This is a genomic window from Pseudomonas sp. FP2309, assembly GCF_030687575.1.
Lineage (GTDB): Bacteria > Pseudomonadota > Gammaproteobacteria > Pseudomonadales > Pseudomonadaceae > Aquipseudomonas.
The window spans coordinates 268,380-289,351 of sequence record NZ_CP117439.1; the positions used below are offsets into that span (position 1 = coordinate 268,380).

The 20,972-nt window shown below is 62.4% G+C and carries 19 protein-coding genes; 3 read left to right on the forward strand and 16 right to left on the reverse strand.

Annotation, left to right across the window (positions count from 1 at the left end):
• Positions 1–8 precede the first annotated feature (8 nt).
• From PSH59_RS01200 to PSH59_RS01250, 11 genes are all read right to left on the reverse strand, one after another.
• Positions 9–653, reverse strand: a complete 645-nt coding sequence (locus tag PSH59_RS01200; RefSeq protein WP_248083015.1) for a methionine ABC transporter permease — start codon at positions 651–653, stop codon at positions 9–11.
• Entirely contained in the window at positions 643–1,758 is a 1,116-nt protein-coding gene (locus tag PSH59_RS01205) for a methionine ABC transporter ATP-binding protein (RefSeq protein WP_305394104.1), read from the reverse strand. The genes PSH59_RS01200 and PSH59_RS01205 overlap by 11 nt, the downstream gene beginning before the upstream one ends.
• Complete coding sequence (locus PSH59_RS01210; RefSeq protein ID WP_305394105.1) at positions 1,755–2,570, reverse strand: MetQ/NlpA family ABC transporter substrate-binding protein; 816 nt, start codon at positions 2,568–2,570, stop codon at positions 1,755–1,757. Before PSH59_RS01210 ends, PSH59_RS01205 begins: the two co-directional genes overlap by 4 nt.
• Before the next feature lie 79 nt (positions 2,571–2,649).
• A complete protein-coding gene (locus PSH59_RS01215; protein ID WP_305394106.1) occupies positions 2,650–4,002 on the reverse strand; it encodes an LLM class flavin-dependent oxidoreductase in 1,353 nt (450 codons plus the stop codon).
• Entirely contained in the window at positions 4,002–5,195 is a 1,194-nt protein-coding gene (locus tag PSH59_RS01220; RefSeq protein ID WP_305394107.1) for an SfnB family sulfur acquisition oxidoreductase, read from the reverse strand. Before PSH59_RS01220 ends, PSH59_RS01215 begins: the two co-directional genes overlap by 1 nt.
• 24 nt (positions 5,196–5,219) lie before the next feature.
• The gene (locus PSH59_RS01225; protein ID WP_305394108.1) at positions 5,220–6,461 is read right to left on the reverse strand and encodes an SfnB family sulfur acquisition oxidoreductase; all 1,242 of its coding nucleotides are present in this window, start codon (positions 6,459–6,461) and stop codon (positions 5,220–5,222) included.
• A 186-nt stretch (positions 6,462–6,647) separates the two neighbouring features.
• Entirely contained in the window at positions 6,648–7,424 is a 777-nt protein-coding gene (locus PSH59_RS01230) for a hypothetical protein (protein WP_305394109.1), read from the reverse strand.
• 284 nt (positions 7,425–7,708) lie between these two features.
• Positions 7,709–8,455, reverse strand: coding sequence for an L-cystine ABC transporter ATP-binding protein TcyN (tcyN, locus tag PSH59_RS01235; RefSeq protein WP_248083029.1), 747 nt, complete (start codon positions 8,453–8,455; stop codon positions 7,709–7,711).
• A 3-nt stretch (positions 8,456–8,458) separates the two neighbouring features.
• On the reverse strand, positions 8,459–9,124 hold the full coding sequence (gene tcyL / locus PSH59_RS01240) for a cystine ABC transporter permease (RefSeq protein ID WP_191947053.1): 666 nt from the start codon (positions 9,122–9,124) through the stop codon (positions 8,459–8,461).
• A complete protein-coding gene (tcyJ, locus tag PSH59_RS01245) occupies positions 9,124–9,918 on the reverse strand; it encodes a cystine ABC transporter substrate-binding protein (protein ID WP_248083031.1) in 795 nt (264 codons plus the stop codon). The genes tcyL and tcyJ overlap by 1 nt, the downstream gene beginning before the upstream one ends.
• A gap of 175 nt (positions 9,919–10,093) precedes the next feature.
• On the reverse strand, positions 10,094–11,086 hold the full coding sequence (locus tag PSH59_RS01250; RefSeq protein WP_248083033.1) for a D-cysteine desulfhydrase: 993 nt from the start codon (positions 11,084–11,086) through the stop codon (positions 10,094–10,096).
• A 166-nt stretch (positions 11,087–11,252) separates the two neighbouring features.
• Here PSH59_RS01250 and epsC point away from each other — a divergent pair, with 166 nt between their 5' ends.
• The 3 genes from epsC (at position 11,253) to mgrA (ending at position 15,668) form a co-directional block, all read left to right on the forward strand.
• Entirely contained in the window at positions 11,253–12,179 is a 927-nt protein-coding gene (gene epsC, locus PSH59_RS01255; RefSeq protein WP_305394110.1) for a serine O-acetyltransferase EpsC, read from the forward strand.
• A 338-nt stretch (positions 12,180–12,517) separates the two neighbouring features.
• Entirely contained in the window at positions 12,518–14,479 is a 1,962-nt protein-coding gene (betT, locus tag PSH59_RS01260; protein ID WP_248083186.1) for a choline BCCT transporter BetT, read from the forward strand.
• A gap of 151 nt (positions 14,480–14,630) precedes the next feature.
• On the forward strand, positions 14,631–15,668 hold the full coding sequence (gene mgrA, locus PSH59_RS01265; protein ID WP_248083038.1) for an L-glyceraldehyde 3-phosphate reductase: 1,038 nt from the start codon (positions 14,631–14,633) through the stop codon (positions 15,666–15,668).
• 52 nt (positions 15,669–15,720) lie between these two features.
• Here the strand turns inward: mgrA and tauD are convergent, their stop codons facing one another.
• The 5 genes from tauD to gshA form a co-directional block, all read right to left on the reverse strand.
• Positions 15,721–16,569 carry a taurine dioxygenase gene (gene tauD, locus PSH59_RS01270; RefSeq protein ID WP_248083043.1) on the reverse strand — a complete coding sequence of 283 codons (849 nt, stop codon included), beginning with the start codon at positions 16,567–16,569 and terminating at the stop codon, positions 15,721–15,723.
• A gap of 3 nt (positions 16,570–16,572) precedes the next feature.
• Positions 16,573–17,400 carry a taurine ABC transporter permease TauC gene (gene tauC, locus PSH59_RS01275; RefSeq protein ID WP_305394111.1) on the reverse strand — a complete coding sequence of 276 codons (828 nt, stop codon included), beginning with the start codon at positions 17,398–17,400 and terminating at the stop codon, positions 16,573–16,575.
• Entirely contained in the window at positions 17,397–18,176 is a 780-nt protein-coding gene (gene tauB / locus PSH59_RS01280; RefSeq protein ID WP_248083049.1) for a taurine ABC transporter ATP-binding subunit, read from the reverse strand. Before tauB ends, tauC begins: the two co-directional genes overlap by 4 nt.
• Positions 18,177–18,189: 13 nt before the next feature.
• On the reverse strand, positions 18,190–19,167 hold the full coding sequence (gene tauA, locus PSH59_RS01285; RefSeq protein WP_305394112.1) for a taurine ABC transporter substrate-binding protein: 978 nt from the start codon (positions 19,165–19,167) through the stop codon (positions 18,190–18,192).
• A 135-nt stretch (positions 19,168–19,302) separates the two neighbouring features.
• Positions 19,303–20,886, reverse strand: coding sequence for a glutamate--cysteine ligase (gshA, locus tag PSH59_RS01290; protein ID WP_248083054.1), 1,584 nt, complete (start codon positions 20,884–20,886; stop codon positions 19,303–19,305).
• Positions 20,887–20,972 lie beyond the last annotated feature (86 nt).

Consider the following 20,972-nt stretch of genomic DNA (forward strand, 5'->3'; position numbering starts at 1 on the left):
ACTATACCTCACCGCTTGTTCAGCACCCGCGCCAGGCGATCACCGCCCAGTTGGATCACCGCCACCAGCACCACCAGCAACACGATCACCGTGAGCATGATCTGCGTATCAAAGCGCTGATAGCCATAGCGGTAGGCAATGTCGCCCAGGCCACCGGCGCCAATCGCGCCGGCCATGGCCGACGAGTTGATCATGGTCACCAGGGTGATGGTAAATCCGCCGACAATCCCCGGCAGCGCTTCGGGCAGCAGCACATGCCAAATGATGTGCCGGCGCCGGCAGCCCATGGCCTGCGCCGCTTCGATCAGGCCGTGATCGACCTCGCGCAGGCTCACCTCGGCGATGCGGGCAAAGAACGGCGTGGCGGCGATGGTCAGCGGCACCACCGCCGCCCACACGCCGTAGGTGGTGCCGACGATCAGCCGGGTGAACGGGATCAGCGCCACCATCAGAATCAAAAACGGAATCGAGCGGAACAGATTGACGAAAGCTCCCAGCACGCGGTTCAACGCCGGGGCCTGGTAGATGCCGCCCTTGTCGCTGGTCACCAGAAACACCGCCAGGGGAATCCCCACCAGCAACGCGATCAACGACGACACGCCGACCATCAATAAGGTGTCGATGGCGCCCTGTACTAAACGATCAAACCACATAACCCAGCACCTCCACCTGGTGTGCCCAGTTCGCGGCACGGTTGCGCAACTCGTCGGCGCCGTGGCTCGAACCACTCACCGCCAGCAGCAATTGCCCCAGGGCATGCCCCTGGATGCGCTCCACGCCGCCTTGCAGCAAACGCACGCGCCCACCGAGGGCGCTGAACAACGCGGCCAGGTCGGGCTCATCGCTGGCGCTGCCGGTGAGCTGCAAGCGCAGCACTACGGCGGCGTCGGGCGTTGGCGCGGTGGCGTGCAAACGACGTTGCAGCTCTTCCGGCAGCCCGTGTTGCAACGGCGCCAGCAGGGTTTTGCTGACCTCATGGCGCGGGTTGCCGAACACTTCCCACACCGGGCCCTGCTCGACGATGCGCCCGTGTTCCAGCACTACCACGCGGTCGCAGATGTCGCGAATCACCGCCATTTCATGGGTGATCAGCACGATGGTCAGGCCCAGGCGCCGGTTGATCTCGCGCAGCAGGCCGAGGATCGATTGGGTGGTTTCCGGGTCCAGCGCCGAGGTGGCCTCGTCGCACAGCAGAATCTCGGGGTCGTGCACCAGCGAACGGGCGATGCCCACTCGTTGTTTCTGCCCGCCGGACAGCTGCGCCGGGTAGGCCGTGTGCTTGTCCTGCAAACCCACCAGCTCCAGCAGCTCGCGCACCTTTTGCTCACGCTGCAGCTTGGGCACGCCGGCGACTTTCAGCGGCAACTCGACGTTCTGCCACACCGTCTTGGCCGACATCAGGTTGAAGTGCTGGAAGATCATGCCGATGCGCCGGCGCAGCGCCACCAAGTGGTCTTCGTCGAAGTCGCCGATGTCCACCTGATCGATCAATACGCGCCCGCTGCTGGGTTGCTCCAGGCGGTTGATGGTGCGGATCAGCGACGATTTGCCGGCGCCGCTACGGCCGATGATGCCGAACACCTCGCCGCGTTGGATCGCCAGGTCGATGCCTTGCAATGCTTGCACGCGGCCGTCGTAGGTCTTGCCCAGGTTGATAAAACGCACGTGGGCGCGGTTCAGCTGCGGGTGCAGTTCTGTGTGCTCGGCGTCTCTGGGCGCGGTGCCCAGGTCGCGCAGTCGGGCGTTGGCGGCACTCATTTTTTTGCTTCCCAGCCGACTTGGTAGAGTTTGCCCAGGGATTTATCCAGCGCGGCGCGCACCACCGGCGAGTGCTGGTAGATGTCGACGAACTGGATCACCCGTGGATCGGTTTTGCTTTTGGGCTGGATCACGAATTGGATCACGTACTCCGGGTGGTCGAGGCCGTCGAACAGCAGCGCCGACTCGGCATCGAAGGTCTTGGACAGGCGGATATACGCCGGGTAGCCCTGCACCAGGTCGGCATCGTCATAGGCGCGCACCAGTTGCACGGCTTCCACTTGCAGGATCTTGAGCTGCTTCGGGTTGGCGACGATGTCTTCTTCGGTGGCCTTGTAGCCCACGCCTGGTTTGAGGCTGATCAGCCCGGCCTTGGCCAGCAGTTGCAGGCCGCGCCCGCTGTTGATCGGGTCGTTGGCGATGGCCACGCTGGCGCCTTCAGGCAGGTCTTTGAAGCTTTTGTAGCGCTTCGAATACAGCCCGACATTGTTGATGATGCCTGGCGCGTACGGCACCAGGTCAAACCCGGCGGCGGCTTTGGCGTTTTCCAGGAACGGGATGTGCTGGAAGTAGTTCACGTCGATATCGCCGGCCGCCAGGCTGACGTTGGGCGCGATCCAGTCGGTGAATTCCACCAGCTCGACCTTCAGGCCCTGCTTGCCGGCCTCGGCTACGGCGGCTTCCAGGGGGATCGCGAAGGCGGCGGTGGTGCCGACTTTGAGCGGCGCATCGGCGGCGAACACCGCTGAGCTGAATACGCCGAGGGCCAGGGCCAGTGCCTTGACTGGGTTATTGAGCAATGTCTTTTTCATAGTGGGTTTCCAGTCATAAGGTATTCGGACAAACAATGCAGATCCCAGGTGGGGGCTTGCCCCCTCCCACAGGTCTTGTTCAGTGTCGGTAGGTGGATCCGGTGTGTTGTTCGGGCAGGCGGGCGCCGGCGTGGAAGACTTTTTCACGCAAGGTGCCTGGCTCATAGGCGGTCTTGTACGACCCACGGCGTTGCAACTCCGGCACCACCAGGTCGATAAAATCCACGTAGCTTTCCGGGGTCACGATGCGCGTGAGGTTGAAGCCGTCCAGGCCGGTTTCGCTGATCCAGGATTCCAATTCATCCGCTACCTGCTCGGGCGAGCCGACCAGGGTGATGTAGCGGCCGCCCAAGGCGTGCTGCTCCAGCAACTTGCGCCGGGTCCAGTCGTTGTTTTGCAGGTGCCGGGTGGCCGACTGGATCGCGTTGCTCTTCACGTATTGGATCGGTTCATTCAGCGCGTACTGGGAAAAATCTATCGCCGTGGACGCCGAAAAGTGCGCCACGCCGGCCTCGGCACTGGCGTAGCTCAGATACTCCGCATGCTTGGCCCAGGCCAGTTCCTCGGTAGCGCCGACGATCACGTTCAGCCCCATGAACACCTTGATGTCGTCCGGGTTGCGCCCGGCCGCCAATGCGCTGGCCCGCACCTTGTCCACCTGAACCTTGGTCGACGCCTTGTTCTGCCCGCTGATAAACACACACTCGGCATGCTGCCCGGCGAACAGCAAGCCCCGGTCCGAGCTGCCGGCCTGGAACAGCACCGGCGTGCGCTGCGGCGACGGTTCGCACAGGTGATAACCCTGCACCTGATAGAACTCGCCGTGGTGCTCGACCTTGTGCACTTTGCCCGGCTGCGCATAGACCCGTTGCGCGGGATCGTTGATAACGGCGTCGTCTTCCCAGCTGCCTTCCCAGAGTTTGTACAGCACCTGCAAGTATTCATCGGCCTGGTCGTAGCGCCGGTCGTGCTCGACCTGCTCGGTCAGGCCCATGGCCTTGGCGGCGCTGTCGAGGTAACCGGTGACGATGTTCCAGCCCACCCGACCCCGGCTCAGGTGATCGAGCGTGGACATGCGCCGGGCGAACAGGTACGGCGGCTCATACGTGAGGTTGGCGGTGAGGCCGAAGCCAAGGTTTCGGGTGACGGCAGCCATGGCCGAGACCAGCAGCAGCGGGTCGTTGACCGGCAGTTGGATCGATTCTTTGAGCGGCACCTCGATGCTGTTTTGGTACACGTCATACACACCGACGATATCGGCGATGAATAACCCGTCGAACAACCCGCGTTCCAGGGTTTGAGCCAGGTCGGTCCAGTACTCGAGGGTTTTGTACTGCGTGGACGTGTCCCGTGGATGGGTCCACAGGCCGTGGTTGATATGCCCGATGCAGTTCATGTTGAACGCATTGAGCAGGATTTTTTTCTTCGCCATCAGAGGGTCCCCCGCAGCGGCGGGTTTTCGTCGTTGAGGTAGTAATTGCCGACGGCGTGGTACTTCCAGCGCACCGGGTCGTGCAGGGTGTGCACGCGCGCGTTGCGCCAGTGACGGTCCAGGCCGTGTTCGGCCAGGGTCGCCTGGCTGCCGGCGAGTTCGAACAGGGTGCTGCCGGCGGCCAGGGATATTTCGGTGCTCAGGGCGCGGACTTCGGCGACGGCAATGGACGCGGCAGCGACGGTATCGGCGGTGGGGTCGGCCTGGGCGCGGTCGAGGTATTCACCGGAGCGCTCCAGCAGCGCCTCGGCGGCGTGCAGGCGGATGCTCAAGTGACCGAAGCTCTTCAGGGTCAGCGGGTCTTCGGTGGCCTTGTCGTTACCGGAATCAATCCACGGGCGGGTCTTGGTGCGCACAAAGTGCAGCGCATCTTCAAAGGCCGCGCGCGCGATGCCGGTGTCGATGGCGGCGTGAAGGATCTGTGCCAGCGGGCCGACGGTAGTCGGGCGTGCAAAGGCGCTCTGGAAAGGGACTACGTCATGGGCGGCGACCCACACGTTGTCGAACACCACCGAGCCACTGCCGGTGGTGCGCTGGCCGAAGCCGCTCCAGTCGTCGATGACCGTCAGGCCTTCACTGTCACGCGGCACGAAGGCCAGTTGCTGGATGCCGTGTTCGTCCACCACCGAGGTGGGGATGCGTTGGGCATAGAGTGCGCCGGTGGCGTAGAACTTGCGGCCGCTGATGCGAAACCCATCGCCGTCGCGGCTGATACGGGTGACGCGATCGTGTGCGGTCTTGGTGCCCAGTTCGGCCAGGGCGTTGCCGAAGCGCCGGCCGGCGAGCACTTCGGCGTACAGGCGTTGTTGCTGCGCCGGGCTGCCGTTCACGCGCAGGACTTCCAGGGCATAGAAATGGTTTTGCGGGATCTGGCCCAGGGACGCGTCGGCCTCGGCGATCAGCGCGATGACCTTGGCCAGGGTGACGTTGGACACGCCGGCACCCCCGTAGGCTTGCGGCACGCTGATGCCCCACAGGCCCGAACGGGAAAACGCATCCAGTTCGGGCCAGGGCAGGCGGCGCTCGCGGTCGCGCTGAGCGCTGTCGCGACGAAAGTCTTCGGCCAGGTCGCTGGCGACAATAAGGGCGTGTTCATCGCTGGTGATAACCGCGACGCTTGCAGAGAAAGGCATGGGTGTTCTCCAGGGTCTGGTCGGTTAAATCCAGGAATGGCGAGCCGGCAACGTGCCGTTCAAGCGATAGGCGCCGATGGCGTGATACTTCCAGCGCACGGGATCGTGCAGGGTGTGCACCCGCGCGTTGCGCCAGTGACGGTCGAGGTTGAACTGCGCGAGCGTGGCCCGGCTGCCGGCCAGTTCGAAGAGTTTTTCGCTGACCTGCAGCGACACCTCGGTGGTGAGCACCTTGGCCTCGGCCACCGCAATGGAGGCGCGGGCGGCCGATTGCGCGGTGATCGGTGCGGCGCTGACCTGGTCCAGTACCTGGCCGGCCTTGCGCAGCAGGGCTTCGGCGGCGTGCAGTTCGATCTTCAGCTTGCCGATGTCGGCGATCACATACAGGTCATCGCTGGCGCGCTCGACCTTGGCGTCGATCCACGGGCGTGAGCGTTCACGCACAAAGGCGATGGTGTCATCGAGGGCGCCACGGGCGATGCCGGCGTCGATGGCAGCCTGGATCAACTGCGAAACGGCGCCCTGGATGTTCGGGCTTTGGCTGATGCGCCAATTGTCGACCACCTGTTCGGCGTCCACCGGCACTTGGTCCAGCAGCACCGTGCCACTGGCGGTGGTGCGCTGGCCAAAGCCCGACCAGTCATCCACGATGCGCAGCCCTGGGCTGCCACGGCGTACGAACGCCATGACCTGCTGGCCGTCATCGTTGAGTGCTTTGATCGCCACCCAATGGGCAAACAGCGCGCCGGTGGAGTAGAACTTCTGGCCGCTGACCACGTAGCCGTCGCCCTGGGCGGTCAGGCGCGCCTTGAGCTCCAGGGTGTTTTGGGTGCCGCGCTCCGGGCCGCCGTTACCGATGCGCCAACCGTCGAGCACGCTCTGAAACAGCTGCTTTTTCTGGCGCTCGGTAGCGGTGCCCTGCAACAGGTGCAGGATGCCGAAGTGGTTCTGCGGAATCTGCCCGAGGGCCGGGTCCGCCGCGCTGATGATCGCGAATACGTCGGCCAGGGTTACGAACGAAACCTGTGGGCCGCCGTACTCGCGGGGAATGGAAATACTGCCCAGCCCGCTACGGGTGAACTGCTCGATCTGCGCCCACGGCAATGTGCGGTGCTGATCGCGCCTGGCGGCCTGCAGGCGCGCAGCCTGCGCCAGCGCGTGGGCGGCTTCGAGTGCCTCTGCATCGTTGCGCAGCACGATGGCCGGCAACAGCAGGGGGGCGACATCCAGATCACTCTGGGGGGGTGTTAGAGCCAAGTTAGACATCAGCGCCGCTCCTTGGCTGCACGTAATGCCCTGGCGTTATGCACCGGGGTAATCCTGACCATACCGACCTCGCATTCAATGAAATAAAAACAAAAATTCAGAGATGTCCGGTGGTCCGGTGCATATACCCTAAGCTTGTTAAATATTTAAATAAACTAACTTTTAGGAATATGCATAGAAGGGCAGTCATCCCGGTTCGCAGGGTGAGCCGATGGGGCGGGGCTGGTAGATGAGAGCGGCCGTGCCGGGGTAGGCCGGCGCACACGCGGCAATGCGCAGCGTGCGCGCCGGTGCCCAGCGCGAGTTGTTGCCGACGCGATCCAGCACGCAGTACGTCACCTCTACGCGGCTGTCGTCACCGGCTTCGACAATCACCGTCGATGGCACCCAGACCTGCACCGCGAGGCCGACGGTGCCGGCCTGGATTTTTGGCAAGTCCATGCGCACGTCGCCCCAGCGCAAGGTGATGGCATCGCCGCTGGCCATATTCACGTAGGGCTCGATGGCCAGTGGAACGCCGCGCTGCACTTGGCGACTGTTGATGCCGTACCGGCGAATGGTCTCGGGCAGTCTCACAGGGGCGAGGTACTGGTTTTCATCGGTGTACAGCGGCGGGGTGTGCCCGCCTGGGCCGTTCGTCTTGATGTGTACCCTGGCCACCGCTGAACACGCCGGGCCGTGGCCGATCTGCAGGATGTGGTAGTGAACCCGCGCCACGCCATCTTGTACAAAACTTTCGGGAACCCGCAGCTGGGTCGGCGTGCCGATTTTGCCTGCGCTCACCCGTCGCGAGGCGGCAAAGCAGTTGTTCCAGAACAGCTCGATCAGGTCGCCTTCCTCCATGCCGGGGTAGGGCGCGATGTCCACCAGCAGCTGTGCGGCCGCCAGCGCTTTGATGCCATGTCGATTAGCCTGGGGCAGGGTTGGGGCGGTGAGCATTGCCCCGGTTGCAGTGCGCGTCATATGTCATCTCCTAGATGCAGCCAGCAGCCATCGTTCCGGCCCATTGGCGCGGATGCGCAGGGGGGCTGAAAGGAACGATTCAGTGAGTAGCCGGGATAGGATCCAATCCTCTGGGCCTTAGATAAGAGGGTTGGTCAGGCAGCGTCAATGGCGGCAAAAGGCTAAACGGCGGCTATGGGGATATTCAGAAGGGTCTGACGGGGAGGGGTCTTTTCAGGGGTGGACGGCAGGGCGTCTTGCCCACCTGCGGCGGCCCCGCAGTCGCCTACCTGCGGGGCTGCTGCTCAATGTGCCAGAAACTTGCTCAGGAACTGTCGGGTGCGTTCTTCCCTGGGGTTGGCGAACAAGGCCTTGGCTTCGCCCTGTTCGACGATCACGCCCTTGTCGAAAAAGATCACCCGGTTGGCCACATCCCGGGCAAAGCTCATTTCGTGGGTGACGATGACCATGGTGCGGTTTTCTTCAGCCAGGCTACGGATGGTCGCCAGCACTTCGCCGACCAGCTCCGGGTCCAGTGCCGAGGTGGGTTCGTCGAACAGAATCACCTCCGGCTCCATCGCCAGCGCCCTTGCAATCGCCACGCGCTGTTGCTGCCCACCGGAGAGGCGCCGGGGGTAAGCGTCTTCCTTGCCCGCCAGGCCGACCCTGGCCAGCAGCTTGCGTCCCAGGGCGATAGCGTCTTCGCGCGGCATCTTCTTGACCACGGTGGGCCCTTCGATGACGTTTTCCAGCGCCGTGCGGTGTGGAAACAGGTTGAAGTTCTGGAACACAAAGCCCACATGCTGGCGCAAGCGCCGCACCAGGCCTTGTTGCTGATTGAGCGGGCGGCTGCCGTCGATCTGGATGTCACCCACCTGGATGCGGCCGCTGGTGGGTTCTTCAAGGAAGTTCAAGCAGCGCAGGAAGGTGGTCTTGCCGGAACCGCTGGGGCCGATGATGGCGACGACTTCGCCTTCCTTGACCTCAAGGTCGATGCCGTTGAGCACCACCTGACCGTTGAATTGTTTGGTCAGTTTTTCAACCACGATCATGCGTCAAGACTCCAGGTCATGCCGGTTGACCCGGTCTTCCAAACGATTTTGAAAATGCGCCAGGATGCTCGCCAGTACCCAGTAGATCAGAGCAGCGGACAGATACATGGTGAAAATCTCGAACGTGCGCGCAGACACCAGTTGGGCCTGACGGAACAGCTCCGGGACCTGGATGGTGGCGGCCAGCGCAGTGTCCTTGACCAGCGAAATAAAGCTGTTGCCCAAGGGCGGCAGGGCCGTGCGCATCGCCTGCGGCAGGATGGCCCGGCGCAGGGTCTGCGCGCGGGTCATGCCGATACTGGCGGCAGCTTCCCACTGGCCACGCTCGATGGAGGCGATGGCGGCCCGCAGGATTTCACAGGCGTAAGCGGCCATGTTCAGCGAAAAGCCGATCATGGCCGCCGGGATCGGATCCAGCTCGATGCCCACTTGCGGCAAGCCGTAGTAGATCAAAAACAGCTGTACCAGCAAGGGCGTGCCGCGAAAGAACGACACGTAGACGCGGGCGGTCCAGCTCAGCAGCTTGAAGTGCGACAGGCGCATCAAGGCCAGGCCGAAGCCCAGCAGCAAGCCGAAGAACATCCCGCCAAGGCTAAGAATCACCGTGTAGTACGCGCCCTTGAGCAGAAAGGGCGCGGAGTCCAGCGCGAGTTGGAGACTTGCCTCCATTATTGAGTGACGTCAGCGTTGAAGTACTTCTCGGACAGCTTCTTCAAGGTGCCGTCGGCGCGCAGCTTGTCGAGGGCCTTGTTTACAGCATCCAGCAGTTCTGGCTCGCCTTTGCGCAGGGCGATACCCGCTTCCTGGCGGGAAAAGGCGTCGCCGGCAGCGGCGGTGTCCGGGGCTTTCTTGGCGTATTCCAGGGCGGCCAGGCGGTCGATCAGGATGGCGTCGATACGGCCGACTTTCAGGTCCTGGAATTTGGTCGGGTCGTCGTTGTAGGTCTTGATGATGGCTTTAGGCTGGTTGTCCTTGAGCCATTGTTCGTAGTTGGTGCCAAGGCCTACGCCGACTTTTTTGCCGGCCAGGTCGTCGGCGGTCTTGATAGTGTCGACGTTCTTTTTCAGGACCAGCGCCTGGATACCGGAAACGGTATAGGGCTTGGAAAAGTCGTACTTCTTCTTGCGCTCTTCAGAGATGGTCACTTGGTTGACCACCGCGTCCAAACGCTTGGACTCCAGGGCGGCAAGGATGCCATCCCATGGCGTGGCCTGCAGCTTGACCTTCACGCCCAGCTCTTTGGCCAGGGCTTCGGACAGCTCGACTTCGAAACCGCTGAGCTTGCCGCTTTCATCGACAAAGCTGAAGGGCGGGTAAGTGCCTTCCAGGCCGATCTTGATCTCGCCGGCTTTCTTGATGTTGCCCAGTTGCTCGCCGGCAACCGCCTGGCCCAGCAGCCCGGCGCCGAGCGCCAGACCCAAGGTGCCGACCAGCAAGGTGCGACGCAATACAGAAATAGTCATGAAGAGCCCCTGTGTTTTTTATGGTGAGCGAAGCAGGTGACGCAGTAGCCGTATCCTGCCTTAAAGCGCGAAGCGCGTCTTCGCCTTCGGCGCCATGATAAAGGCGGTTTTTAAGACTTGAAAATAATATAAAACAAAACTCTTATTCTTTTTTGAGCTATCTGCTGATGGAGTTTCAGAACACAGCGTCATAGGCAAACAACGCTGGCGCCCCTCCGGTATGCAGGAAAATGATCGGCCCCTCTTCAAACCGCTGACGGCCGATGCCATCCAACAGGCCGGCCATGGCCTTGCCCGTGTAGACCGGGTCCAGCAGCAGGCCTTCCTGGCTCGCCAATAGCTTGACCGCCGAAAGGGTACCGGCGTTCGGTTCGCCATAACGCGGGCCGAAATATTCGTCCCACAGGATTACCTTGAAGGCGTCGGGGATATCCACGCCGAGCAACTCGGCGGTGCGTTCGGCCAGGCTCTGTACTTTGGGGAACTGCGCTTCTTCGGTGCGCGATACGGTAATGCCGATCACCGGCAGCTGCGGCAGCACTTCACTCAAGGCCAGGGCCAGGCCGCTGTGGGTTCCGGCACTGCCGGAGGCCAGTACGACGGCGGCGAATTCGATCCCGCTGTCTTCGATCTGTGCGGCCAGCTCCAGGCCGGCGCGCACATAACCCAGAGCGCCGAGGGCGTTGGAGCCGCCGATGGGCACCAGGTACGGCTTCTTGCCGTTGCTGCGCAGGCGGTCGGCAAGGGCGTTGAGCTGGTCGTCGACGTTGTCGAGGTTTTCGACCAACTCCACTTTGGCGTCGAACAACTCCAGCAGCAGGCGGTTGCCGTTGGCCAGGTAGTTGGGGTCTTCGGTGCCGGTGGGGTTTTCCAGCAGGGCGACGCAGCCCAGGCCGAGTTTGGCCGCCAGCGCGGCAGTCTGGCGTACGTGGTTGGACTGGATGGCGCCGGCAGTCACCAGCGTGTCGGCGCCTTGGGCGATGGCGTCGGCGGCCAGGTATTCGAGCTTGCGCAGCTTGTTGCCGCCCATGGCCAGGGGCGTGGTGTCGTCGCGCTTGACGTAAACGTCCCTGCCCAGCCAGGCCGACAGCCGTTCGAGTTTTTCCAGGGCAGTGGCGCCGCCCAGCAGTTCCAGACGGTTAAAGCGGTCGAGCTGTTGCTTGATCATGGCTACGCACGGTGGCTAAGGGATGCAGGGACTATAGGCAGGCACTTTTCATCGAGCAACCGTCAATCGCTTATGCCGGATGGTTCTGAGCATCGCACCATTGGTTCTTAAGGGCGGCCAGGGTGGATACCGTAAAGTGATGGCCATTTCGTCAGGAGTGAAGACCGTGAGTGAGCGTTCCAGTCATTGGCAATTACAGACCATCGTCAGCCAACTGCGCGGCGCCCGAGACCAGTGGCGAACCCGCAACGGTCGTTTGAGTGGCGAGCATGGCGGCCGTGAGTTGCCCTCGCGCGAGGCGGTGGCGCAGATTCTTGAAGCGCTGTGCGGTGCGCTGTTCCCGATGCGCCTGGGGCCGGCGGATCTGCGTGAAGAAAGTGAAGACTTCTACGTCGGCCACACCCTCGACGTGGCACTCAATGCCTTGCTGGCCCAGGCGCGCCTGGAACTGCGCTACGCCGCGCGCCAGGGCGCTCAGGATCACAGCCAGATCGATGCCCAAGCCATCCGCCTGATCCAGGATTTCGCCCTGGCCTTGCCGGCGTTGCGCAGCCTGTTGGACACCGACGTACTGGCGGCCTACCACGGTGATCCGGCCGCACGCAGCGTGGATGAAGTGCTGCTGTGCTACCCGGGGATTCTGGCGGTGATTCACCATCGCCTGGCCCACCATTTGTACCGCGCCGGCCTGCCGTTGCTGGCCAGGATCATTGCCGAAATCGCGCACTCGGCCACCGGTATCGACATTCACCCCGGCGCGCAGATCGGCCCGAGTTTCTTTATCGACCACGGCACCGGCGTGGTGATCGGCGAAACCGCGATCATCGGTGAGCGGGTGCGCATCTATCAGGCGGTGACGTTGGGCGCCAAGCGTTTCCCGGCGGATGAGGATGGACAGTTGCAGAAAGGCCATCCGCGGCATCCGATCGTTGAGGACGACGTGGTGATTTACGCCGGGGCGACGATTCTTGGGCGTATCACCATCGGCCAGGGCTCGACCATCGGCGGCAATGTGTGGCTGACCCGCAGCGTGCCGGCCGAGGCAAATATCACCCAGGCGAATTTGCAGCATGATGACGGGACACAGAAGTAAAGCACCGGCACAAACTCCCTGCGGGAGGGCAAGCCCGCTCCTACATTTGGTCGTATTCCAGATTTACTCGGCAATCGCTGAACGATTGTTCTCCGCCACCCGTCATACAAACCCTTGAGCTGGCGTAGGAATTGTCTGCCGCTCAGCCCTGGGATTAGTCCAAAACCGCCGGTTCATGTTTAACTTGAATGCTCGTTCAAGTTAAACCCGGTGGTTCGCTGCCCGCTCACAACAGGAGGCTTACCTTTGCTGAGTCCGTTATTTACAGCCACATGCTTCAACGCCGAGGTGCATCGTTCATGAGTGCATCGTCCACCCCAACCAGCGGCCTGGTGCGCATGAATGCGCCGGTTTTCTACTTTGCCGCCACCTTCATTCTGCTGTTCGGCCTCACTGTCATCGCCATCCCGCAACAGGCCGGTGCCTGGCTGCTGGCCGCGCAAAACTGGGCGGCCAACACGGTCGGCTGGTACTACATGCTGGCGATGACCCTGTATCTGGTCTTCGTGGTGGTCACCGCGTTATCGGGCTACGGCAAGATAAAACTCGGTGCCGACCACGACGAGCCCGAATTCAGTTACTTGTCCTGGGCCGGCATGCTGTTCGCCGCCGGTATCAGCATCACGCTGTTTTTCTTCTGCGTTTCCGAGCCGCTGACGCACCTGGTGCAGCCGCCCCAGGGCGCGCCGCTGAACGCCGACGCCGCACGCCAGGCCATGCAGGTGCTGTTCCTGCACTGGGGCCTGCACGGCTGGGGCGTGTTCGCCTTTGTCGGCATGGCGCTGGCGTATTTCGCCTATCGGCATAACCTGCCGCTGGCCTTGCGCTCGGCGCTGTACCCGCTGATCGGCAAGCGCATCAACGGGCCTATCGGGTATGCGGTGGATGGTTTTGGCATCATCGCCACGGTGTTTGGCCTGGGCGCGGACATGGGCTTTGGGGTGCTGCACCTCAACTCGGGCCTGGACTACCTGTTCGGCATTGCCCACACCCAGTGGATCCAGGTTGGCCTGATCACTCTGATGATGGGGGCGGCGATCCTCGTGGCGGTGGCCGGCGTCGACAAGGGCGTGCGGGTGATGTCCGACATCAACATGCTGCTGGCCTGCGCGCTGCTGTTGTTCGTGTTGTTTGCCGGGCCCACCCAGCATTTGCTCAACACCCTGATCCAGAACATCGGCGACTACCTCGGCGCGCTGCCGACCAAGAGCTTCGATGTGTACGCCTACGACAAACCCAGCGACTGGCTGGGCGGCTGGACGGTGTTCTACTGGGCCTGGTGGATTGCATGGTCGCCATTCGTGGGCCTGTTTATCGCGCGGATTTCCCGCGGCCGTACCATCCGCGAATTCGTGTTCGGCGTGCTCCTGATCCCGCTGGGGTTCACCCTGGCGTGGATGTCGATCTTCGGTAACAGCGCCATCGATCAGGTGCTCAACCACGGCATGACAGCGCTCGGTCAGTCGGCCATCGATGATCCGTCGATGAGCCTCTACCTGCTGCTGGAAACCTACCCGTGGAGCAAAACCGTGATCGCGGTGACGGTGTTCATCAGCTTTGTGTTCTTCGTCACCTCGGCGGACTCGGGCACTGTGGTGCTCTCGACCCTGTCGTCCAAAGGTGGCAACGCCGACGAAGACGGGCCGAAATGGTTGCGGGTGTTCTGGGGGGCAATGACGGCGTTGGTCACCAGCGCCTTGCTGTTTGCCGGCAGTATCGATTCGCTCAAGTCGGCGGTGGTGCTGACCTCGTTGCCGTTCTCGCTGATCTTGCTGTTGATGATGTGGGGGCTGCACAAAGCCTTTTACCTCGAGTCGCAAAAGCAGATCGCCCAGTTGCATTCGCTGGCGCCGATATCGGCGTCACGCAAGGGCAAGGGCGGCTGGCGCCAGCGCTTGAGCCAGGCGGTGCACTTCCCGTCGCGCGATGAGGTGTATCGCTTTCTCGAGTCGACGGTGCGCCCGGCGATCGAAGAAGTGACGGCAGTGTTTGTCGAGAAGGGGCTGTCGGTGGTGACCCAGCCCGACCCCTCCAACGACAGCGTCAGCCTGGAAATCGGCCACGGCGAGGAACATCCGTTCATCTACCAGGTGCAGATGCGCGGCTACTTCACGCCGTCGTTTGCCCGTGGCGGCATGGGTTCCAAAGAGATCAACAACCGCCGCTACTACCGCGCGGAAGTGCACTTGAGCGAGGGCAGCCAGGACTACGATCTGGTGGGCTACACCAAGGAGCAGATCATCAACGACATCCTCGATCAGTACGAGCGCCATCTGCAGTTCCTGCATCTGGTGCGCTGAGCCAACGGTCGTGTTTTGGCTTCAACCCGTTCCTCTCAGGTAAGCCTTTGCTGTAAAAGGAAGAGGCAGACTTAAGCGATTCAGCGGCTTAAAAGGCCTGGGAATAACCCTATTCCCAGGCCTTATTTGCCCTAAGCCCAGAGAGGATTCGATGACGTACATTGCTGCCGAAAACCGCTATGAATCTATTCCGTATCGCCGCGTAGGCCGCAGTGGGCTGGTGCTGCCCGCACTGTCCCTGGGGCTGTGGCACAACTTTGGCGACAGCACCCCGATCACCACCCAGCGCGCCTTGCTGCGCACCGCGTTCGATCTGGGGATCAACCACTTCGACCTGGCCAACAACTACGGGCCGCCCTACGGCAGCGCCGAGATCAATTTCGGGCGCCTGCTGCGCGAAGACTTCAAGCACTACCGCGATGAATTGATCATCTCCAGCAAAGCCGGTTGGGACATGTGGCCTGGTCCTTATGGCCAGGGTGGCGGCTCGCGCAAATACGTGCTGGCCAGCCTCGACCAGAGCCTGCAACGCCTGGGCGTCGACTATGTGGATATTTTTTATTCCCACCGGTTTGATGCCGACACCCCGCTGGAAGAAACCGCCAGCGCCCTCGCTACGGCGGTGCAACAGGGCAAGGCGTTGTATATCGGCATCTCGTCTTATTCCGGGGTCAAGACCCGCGAAATGGCCGCGCTGCTCAACGAGTGGAAAGTGCCGCTGTTGATTCACCAACCGGCGTACAACCTGCTCAACCGCTGGGTGGAAAAAGACCTGCTCGACACCACTGAAGAACTCGGTGCCGGGGTGATTGCGTTCACGCCGCTGGCCCAGGGTTTGCTGACCGACAAATACCTCAACGGTGTGCCCGCCGATGCACGGGTCAACCGCCCTGGTGGTGGTTCGTTGCAGGCCGGGCATTTGTCCGACGCCAACCTCGCCCATGTACGCGCGCTGAACGAAATCGCCCAGCGCCGTGGCCAGAGCCTGGCGCAATTGGCACTGGCCTGGACGCTGCGTGATCCACGGGTAACCAGCGCGCTGATCGGCGCGAGCCGGCCCGAGCAGATTATCGAGAACGTCGGTGCGTTGAAGAACTTGAGCTTCAGCGCCGAAGAACTGGCAGAGATCGATCGGTTTGCGCTGGAAGGCGGGATTAACCTGTGGGAAAAGCCATCGACGGCTGAGTAACGGATCCAACTCGGTGGGGGGGACAAGCTCCCCCACCTGTCATGCGCCTGGTTTAGAACGGTACATCCCCCACAATCGTCGCCCGATGCATCACCCGCCGTTGCGGCCGGTAGTCATCCACCGCGTAGTGCTGAGTCACGCGGTTATCCCAGAACGCCACGTCATTCTCCTGCCAGCGCCAGCGGATGGTGAACTCCGGGCGTGTGGCATGGGCAAACAGCAGCTTGAGAATCGCTTCACTTTCCGCCGCTTCAAGCTCATTGATCCGGGTGGTGAAGCCATCGCTTACAAACAACGACTTTCGCCCGCTGACCGGATGCGTACGCACCACCGGGTGCGACAGCGGCGGGTTTTTCTTGCGGGTTTCTTCCCAGCGCGCCAGGTCGTCGGCGGTGTTGCCGAAGCGCTCCAGCGGGAAGGATTTGGTGAAGTCGTGGGTGGCGGTCAACCCGTTGAGCAGCCTTTTCAAAGGCTCGGACAGCGCTTCATACGCCGCAATCCCACTGGCCCACAACGTATCGCCGCCGAACGCCGGCAGCCGCTTGGCGCTGAGCACGGCGCCGAGGGCCGGGGTGGGCAGGAAGGTCACGTCGGTGTGCCACATGGCGTTGTCGCGGACATCGGTGACGGCGGTGTCGAGGATCAACACTTCGGGTTGTTCCGGCACGTTGGGGTAGATCGGGTGAATGTGCAGGTCACCAAAGTTTGCCGCGAACCGCGCGTGTTGCTGCGGGGTGAGGGCTTGGCCACGGAAGAACAGCACCGAGTAGCTAAGCAGCGCCTGTTCGATGGCGTCACGTTGCTCGGCACTCAGCGGCTGGCTGATGTTGACGCCGCTGATCTGGGCGCCCAAGGCGCTGCTTAATGGGGTAACGGTCAGGCTGCTCAATGTGGTTCTCATCACTCAATGTGCCTGGCCATGCCAAGGCACTAATTTACGCTGCAAGGCACGCAGGCCCATTTCCATGGTGAAGGCGATCAAGGCGATGACCAGAATTCCCAGTACCACCACATCGGTGACCAGGAACTGCGCCGCCGACTGCACCATAAAACCCAGGCCGCTGGTGGCGGCGATCAGTTCGGCGGCCACCAGCGTCGACCAGCCCACACCGAGGCCAATGCGCACCCCGGTGAGGATGTCCGGCAGAGCGCTTGGCAGGATCACGTGGCGAATCAGTTGGGCTCGGGTCGCGCCCAGCGACTGCGCCGCGCGTAGCCTGGCCGGGTCGACGGTGCGCACGCCGGTTGCGGTGGCGATAGCGATCGGAGCAAAGATCGCCAGGTAAATCAGCAACACCTTGGACAGCTCGCCGATGCCGCACCAGATCACGATCAGCGGCAGGTAGGCCAGGGGCGGAATGGGGCGGTAGAACTCGATCAAGGGGTCGAGAATGCCGCGCGCGATGCGGTTGGAACCGATGGCAATTCCCACCGGCACGGCGGTGAGCACTGCAAAGCCCAGACCCAGGCCGATGCGGCTGAGGCTCGCGCCCAAGTGCTGCCACAAGGTGGCGCCCATGTAGCCGGTGGTCGCCAGCAGCCAGCCCTTTTGCAACACGTCGGCGGGCGGCGGCAGGAACAGCGGTTCGATCAGGCCCGTGGCGGTGACGGCCCACCAGAGGGCCAGCAAGGCGAACAGCGTCAGTACGCTGATCAGGCGTGTGCTTACGCTGCGGCGTACCGGCTGCGACAGGGGCTGGGCGAGTGTGGCGGGAAGTTCGTAGCTGCTCATGCGGGCACCTGCCGTTGCGAGAACACTTTGCTCAGCACGTGTTCGCGGGTTTCGATAAAACGTGGGTCTGACTTGATCGCCCGGGCCGATTCGCCGGCGGCGTAGCGTTGACCGAAGTCCAGGTGCAGGCGCTCGACGATCTGGCCGGGATTGGGCGCCAGCAGGATCAAATCCGTGGCGAGGAACACGGCTTCTTCGATGTCATGGGTAATCAGAAACACAGGCTTGGCCGTGCGGCGCCAGACTTGCAGGAGCAATTCCTGCATCTGTTCGCGGGTGAACGCATCAAGGGCGCCGAAGGGTTCGTCCATCAGCAAAACCCGCGGGTCGGCGGCCAGCGCGCGGGCCAGGCCGACGCGTTGTTTCTGGCCGCCTGAGAGCTGCCAGATGCGGCGGCTGTCGAAACCGGCCAGATCCACCAGCGCCAGCATTTGCCGGGCGCGCACGTCACGCTGGGCCTTGGGCACGCCGGCCAGTTCCAGGCCGAAGCCGACGTTGGCCAGCACGTCCTGCCAAGGCAGCAACGCATCGTCCTGGAACACCACGCCACGTTCTGCACTCGGGCCTTTGACCGGTACGCCGTCCAGGGTGATGCGCCCGGCAGAGGGTTCGACAAAGCCGGCTATCAGGTTCAACAGCGAGGTTTTGCCACTGCCGGACGGGCCGAGGGCCACCAGCAATTGCTGGGGCCCCAAGTCGAGGGAAATATCCGTCAGTACCGGTGCCTGAGCGCCTGGGTACTGTGCGCTGATGCGCTCCAGTTGAAGCAAGGCCATGGCAATGGACTCCTCAGCGGGTGATGAACTTGGCGCTGACGTACGGGCTGTAGTCCGGCAGCACGGCATCGACCTTGCCTTGTTCCTTGAGGAACGCCGCGGTGTCGGTCACAGCCTTGGTGGTCGGTGCGCCCAGCAGCGTCACTTGGTCAGCGGCCAGCGGGTAGACGTTACCTTGCAGCAGCAGCGGAATGTCGCTGGCTTTGGCGCCGGAGAGCTTCACCAGTTTGTCGACGTTGCCTTTATCGGCCAGCCAGGCTTGGGGGTCTTTGCGGTATGCGGCGTAGGCGTCGAGGGTGACCTTGGCGAAGACGGTGACGATTTCCGGGTGTTTTTCGGCGAAGTCTTTGCGCACGATCCACGCATCGAACGTCGGCGCACCGAACTTGGCCAGCTCGCCGGAGGTGATCAGCACCTTGCCGTTTTCCTTGGCTACGCCCAGGGCCGGGTCCCACACATAGGTGGCGTCGATATCACCGCGCTTCCAGGCGGCGATGATCGCCGGCGGCGCGAGGTTGAGGATGGTGACTTTCTTCGGGTCGATATTCCAGTGCTTCAGTGCGGCCAGCAGGCTGTAGTGGCCGGTGGACACGAAGGGCACCGCGATCTTTTTGCCGATCAGGTCCTGTGGGCTGTTGATCCCCGAACCGTCGCGCGCTACCAGGGCCTCGGCACCGCCGATCTGAGTGGCGACGAGGAAAGTTTCCACCGGCACCTTACGGGTGATGGCGGCGGTCAACGGGCTGGAACCGAGATAGCCGATCTGCACATCGCCGGAGGCAATGGCGGCGATGATATCGGCGCCGTTATCGAATTTGCGCCAGTCAATTTTGGCGTGGGTGGCTTTCTCATAAGCACCGTCGGCCTGGGCCACTTTGGCCGGGTCTACGGTGGTTTGGTAGGCGATGGTCACATCCGACGCCTGAGCAAACAGGCAGGCACCGGCCAGGGACAGTGCGGCCAGCAGGCGCAAAGGGGTAAGCAGTTTCAAGGGGAAGCTCCTCAATCAGGCGGCCGAGGGTCGGCGTGAGAGGAGACTAAATGATCTAAGAATCCGAAAATAAATAACTTTTTCGAATTAGCTTATGTGGGAGGGTGGTCCTCCCACAGTAGGCCGAGTGCGGTCTTAGTTACTGATCGCCAGAATGCTCGCCTGGTACGAGCCGACGAATACATCAAAGTCGCCCACTTCGTTTTGCTCAAGCTCCGCCTGTTGCGCCAGCGACTTGCGCGCCAGTTCTTCAAAGCGTGCCTGTTCTTCTGCGGCCAGTGGCTCCGCTCGGAAGTGTTCGGCGTGCAGTTGGCTCTGGTGCAGGGAGAACTGCGCAAAACTCTCCTTGCGTTCGGCCATGGCAGCCAGCACCTGGGCCGACGGGGTCAGGGACGGGTCCTGGACCTTCGCCAGTTGGGCGTCCAATGCCTGGCTGTGCTCGGTGATGCCGTGGCTTTGGTCGAGCAATGCGGCCAGCGGGGCGATCTTCTCCAGCAGTTCGCTGGCCCATTCCTTCAGGTCCACCGTCGCACCGTCGCGCTGCAATTGCAGGCCCGGACGGCGACCTTCCTTGACCACGCTGAGGAAGTTGGCAGTGGCATTGCTGCAGGCGTTATTGGCGAACAGCGGGCTGTCGTTCAGCGCGCAGTACAGCAGGAATGCGTCGAGGAAGCGTGACTCCGGCAGGTCGATGCCCATCGGCAGGAACGGGTTGATGTCCAGGCAACGCACTTCGATGTACTGAATGCCACGGGCCATCAGCGCCTGGATCGGCCGCTCGCCGGTGTAGGTCACCCGCTTGGGGCGGATGTTGGAGTAGTACTCGTTTTCGATCTGCAGGATGTTGGTGTTCAGTTGGACCCACTCACCGTCCTTGTGCGTGCCGATTTCGACGTAGGGCGCGTAGGGCGTTGCCACCGCTTCGCGCAGGCTGTCGGTGTAGCTCGCCAGGTCGTTGTAGCACGGCGTGAGGCCGGCCTGGGCGTTGCTTTGGTAACCCAGGTCGCTCATGCGCAGGCTGGTGGCGTAGGGCAGGTACAAGGTGTCGGCGTCGAGCACTTCCAGTTGGTGCGAGCGACCGCGCAGGAACCCAGCGTCCAGCGCCGGCGAGGCACCGAACAGGTACATCAGCAGCCAGCTGTAGCGGCGGAAGTTGCGGATCAGTGCAATATAGGCGTTGGACTGGTAGTCGCGGTCGGTGCCGACAAACCCTTCGGTCTCTTTGAGCAGCGGCCACAGCTGTTCCGGCAGGGAAAAGTTGTAGTGGATGCCGGCGATGCACTGCATGGTCTTGCCATAACGCAGGGCCAGGCCCTTGCGGTACACGTACTTGAGCTGTCCGATATTGGAGGTGCCGTAGTAGGCAATCGGAATATCTTCCTCGGCCGGCAACGGGCACGGCATCGACGGGCTCCACAGGTATTCGCTGCCGAGCTTGGTGTAGGCAAAGCGGTGGATCTTGTCCAGGCTGCTCAGGGTGTCGGCCGGGTTTGGCAGGGCCGGGGTAATGAACTCCAGCAGCGATTCCGAATAGTCTGTGGTGATCAATTCGTTAGTCAACGCGGCGCCCAGGGCTTCCGGGTGCGGCGTTTGCGCCAGACGACCCTCGCGGGTGACACGTAGGCATTCACGCTCGATACCGTGCAGGCAGTGCTCTAGCAGGGAGAGGTGTTCGCGCTTGCCGAGCAGGGCCAGGCGGCGGTTGAGAAGTTCGCTCAAGTTGGATTCCTTCACGCGTCAGTCGCCCCAATATGGGGGTGGGCAGGACGGTCTACAAGGGTGAAGTTAAAACTGGCGTGATCGCC

Excerpts from the sequence above, each read along its gene's own strand:
- PSH59_RS01200 (WP_248083015.1), bottom strand. The coding sequence starts at position 653 with ATGTGGTTTGATCGTTTAGTACAGGGCGCCATCGACACCTTATTGATG.
- PSH59_RS01205 (WP_305394104.1), bottom strand. The coding sequence starts at position 1,758 with ATGAGTGCCGCCAACGCCCGACTGCGCGACCTGGGCACCGCGCCCAGA.
- PSH59_RS01210 (WP_305394105.1), bottom strand. The coding sequence starts at position 2,570 with ATGAAAAAGACATTGCTCAATAACCCAGTCAAGGCACTGGCCCTGGCC.
- PSH59_RS01215 (WP_305394106.1), bottom strand. The coding sequence starts at position 4,002 with ATGGCGAAGAAAAAAATCCTGCTCAATGCGTTCAACATGAACTGCATC.
- PSH59_RS01220 (WP_305394107.1), bottom strand. The coding sequence starts at position 5,195 with ATGCCTTTCTCTGCAAGCGTCGCGGTTATCACCAGCGATGAACACGCC.
- PSH59_RS01225 (WP_305394108.1), bottom strand. The coding sequence starts at position 6,461 with ATGTCTAACTTGGCTCTAACACCCCCCCAGAGTGATCTGGATGTCGCC.
- PSH59_RS01230 (WP_305394109.1), bottom strand. The coding sequence starts at position 7,424 with ATGACGCGCACTGCAACCGGGGCAATGCTCACCGCCCCAACCCTGCCC.
- tcyN (WP_248083029.1), bottom strand. The coding sequence starts at position 8,455 with ATGATCGTGGTTGAAAAACTGACCAAACAATTCAACGGTCAGGTGGTG.
- tcyL (WP_191947053.1), bottom strand. The coding sequence starts at position 9,124 with ATGGAGGCAAGTCTCCAACTCGCGCTGGACTCCGCGCCCTTTCTGCTC.
- tcyJ (WP_248083031.1), bottom strand. The coding sequence starts at position 9,918 with ATGACTATTTCTGTATTGCGTCGCACCTTGCTGGTCGGCACCTTGGGT.
- PSH59_RS01250 (WP_248083033.1), bottom strand. The coding sequence starts at position 11,086 with ATGATCAAGCAACAGCTCGACCGCTTTAACCGTCTGGAACTGCTGGGC.
- betT (WP_248083186.1), top strand. The coding sequence starts at position 12,518 with ATGAATGCGCCGGTTTTCTACTTTGCCGCCACCTTCATTCTGCTGTTC.
- mgrA (WP_248083038.1), top strand. The coding sequence starts at position 14,631 with ATGACGTACATTGCTGCCGAAAACCGCTATGAATCTATTCCGTATCGC.
- tauD (WP_248083043.1), bottom strand. The coding sequence starts at position 16,569 with ATGAGAACCACATTGAGCAGCCTGACCGTTACCCCATTAAGCAGCGCC.
- tauC (WP_305394111.1), bottom strand. The coding sequence starts at position 17,400 with ATGAGCAGCTACGAACTTCCCGCCACACTCGCCCAGCCCCTGTCGCAG.
- tauB (WP_248083049.1), bottom strand. The coding sequence starts at position 18,176 with ATGGCCTTGCTTCAACTGGAGCGCATCAGCGCACAGTACCCAGGCGCT.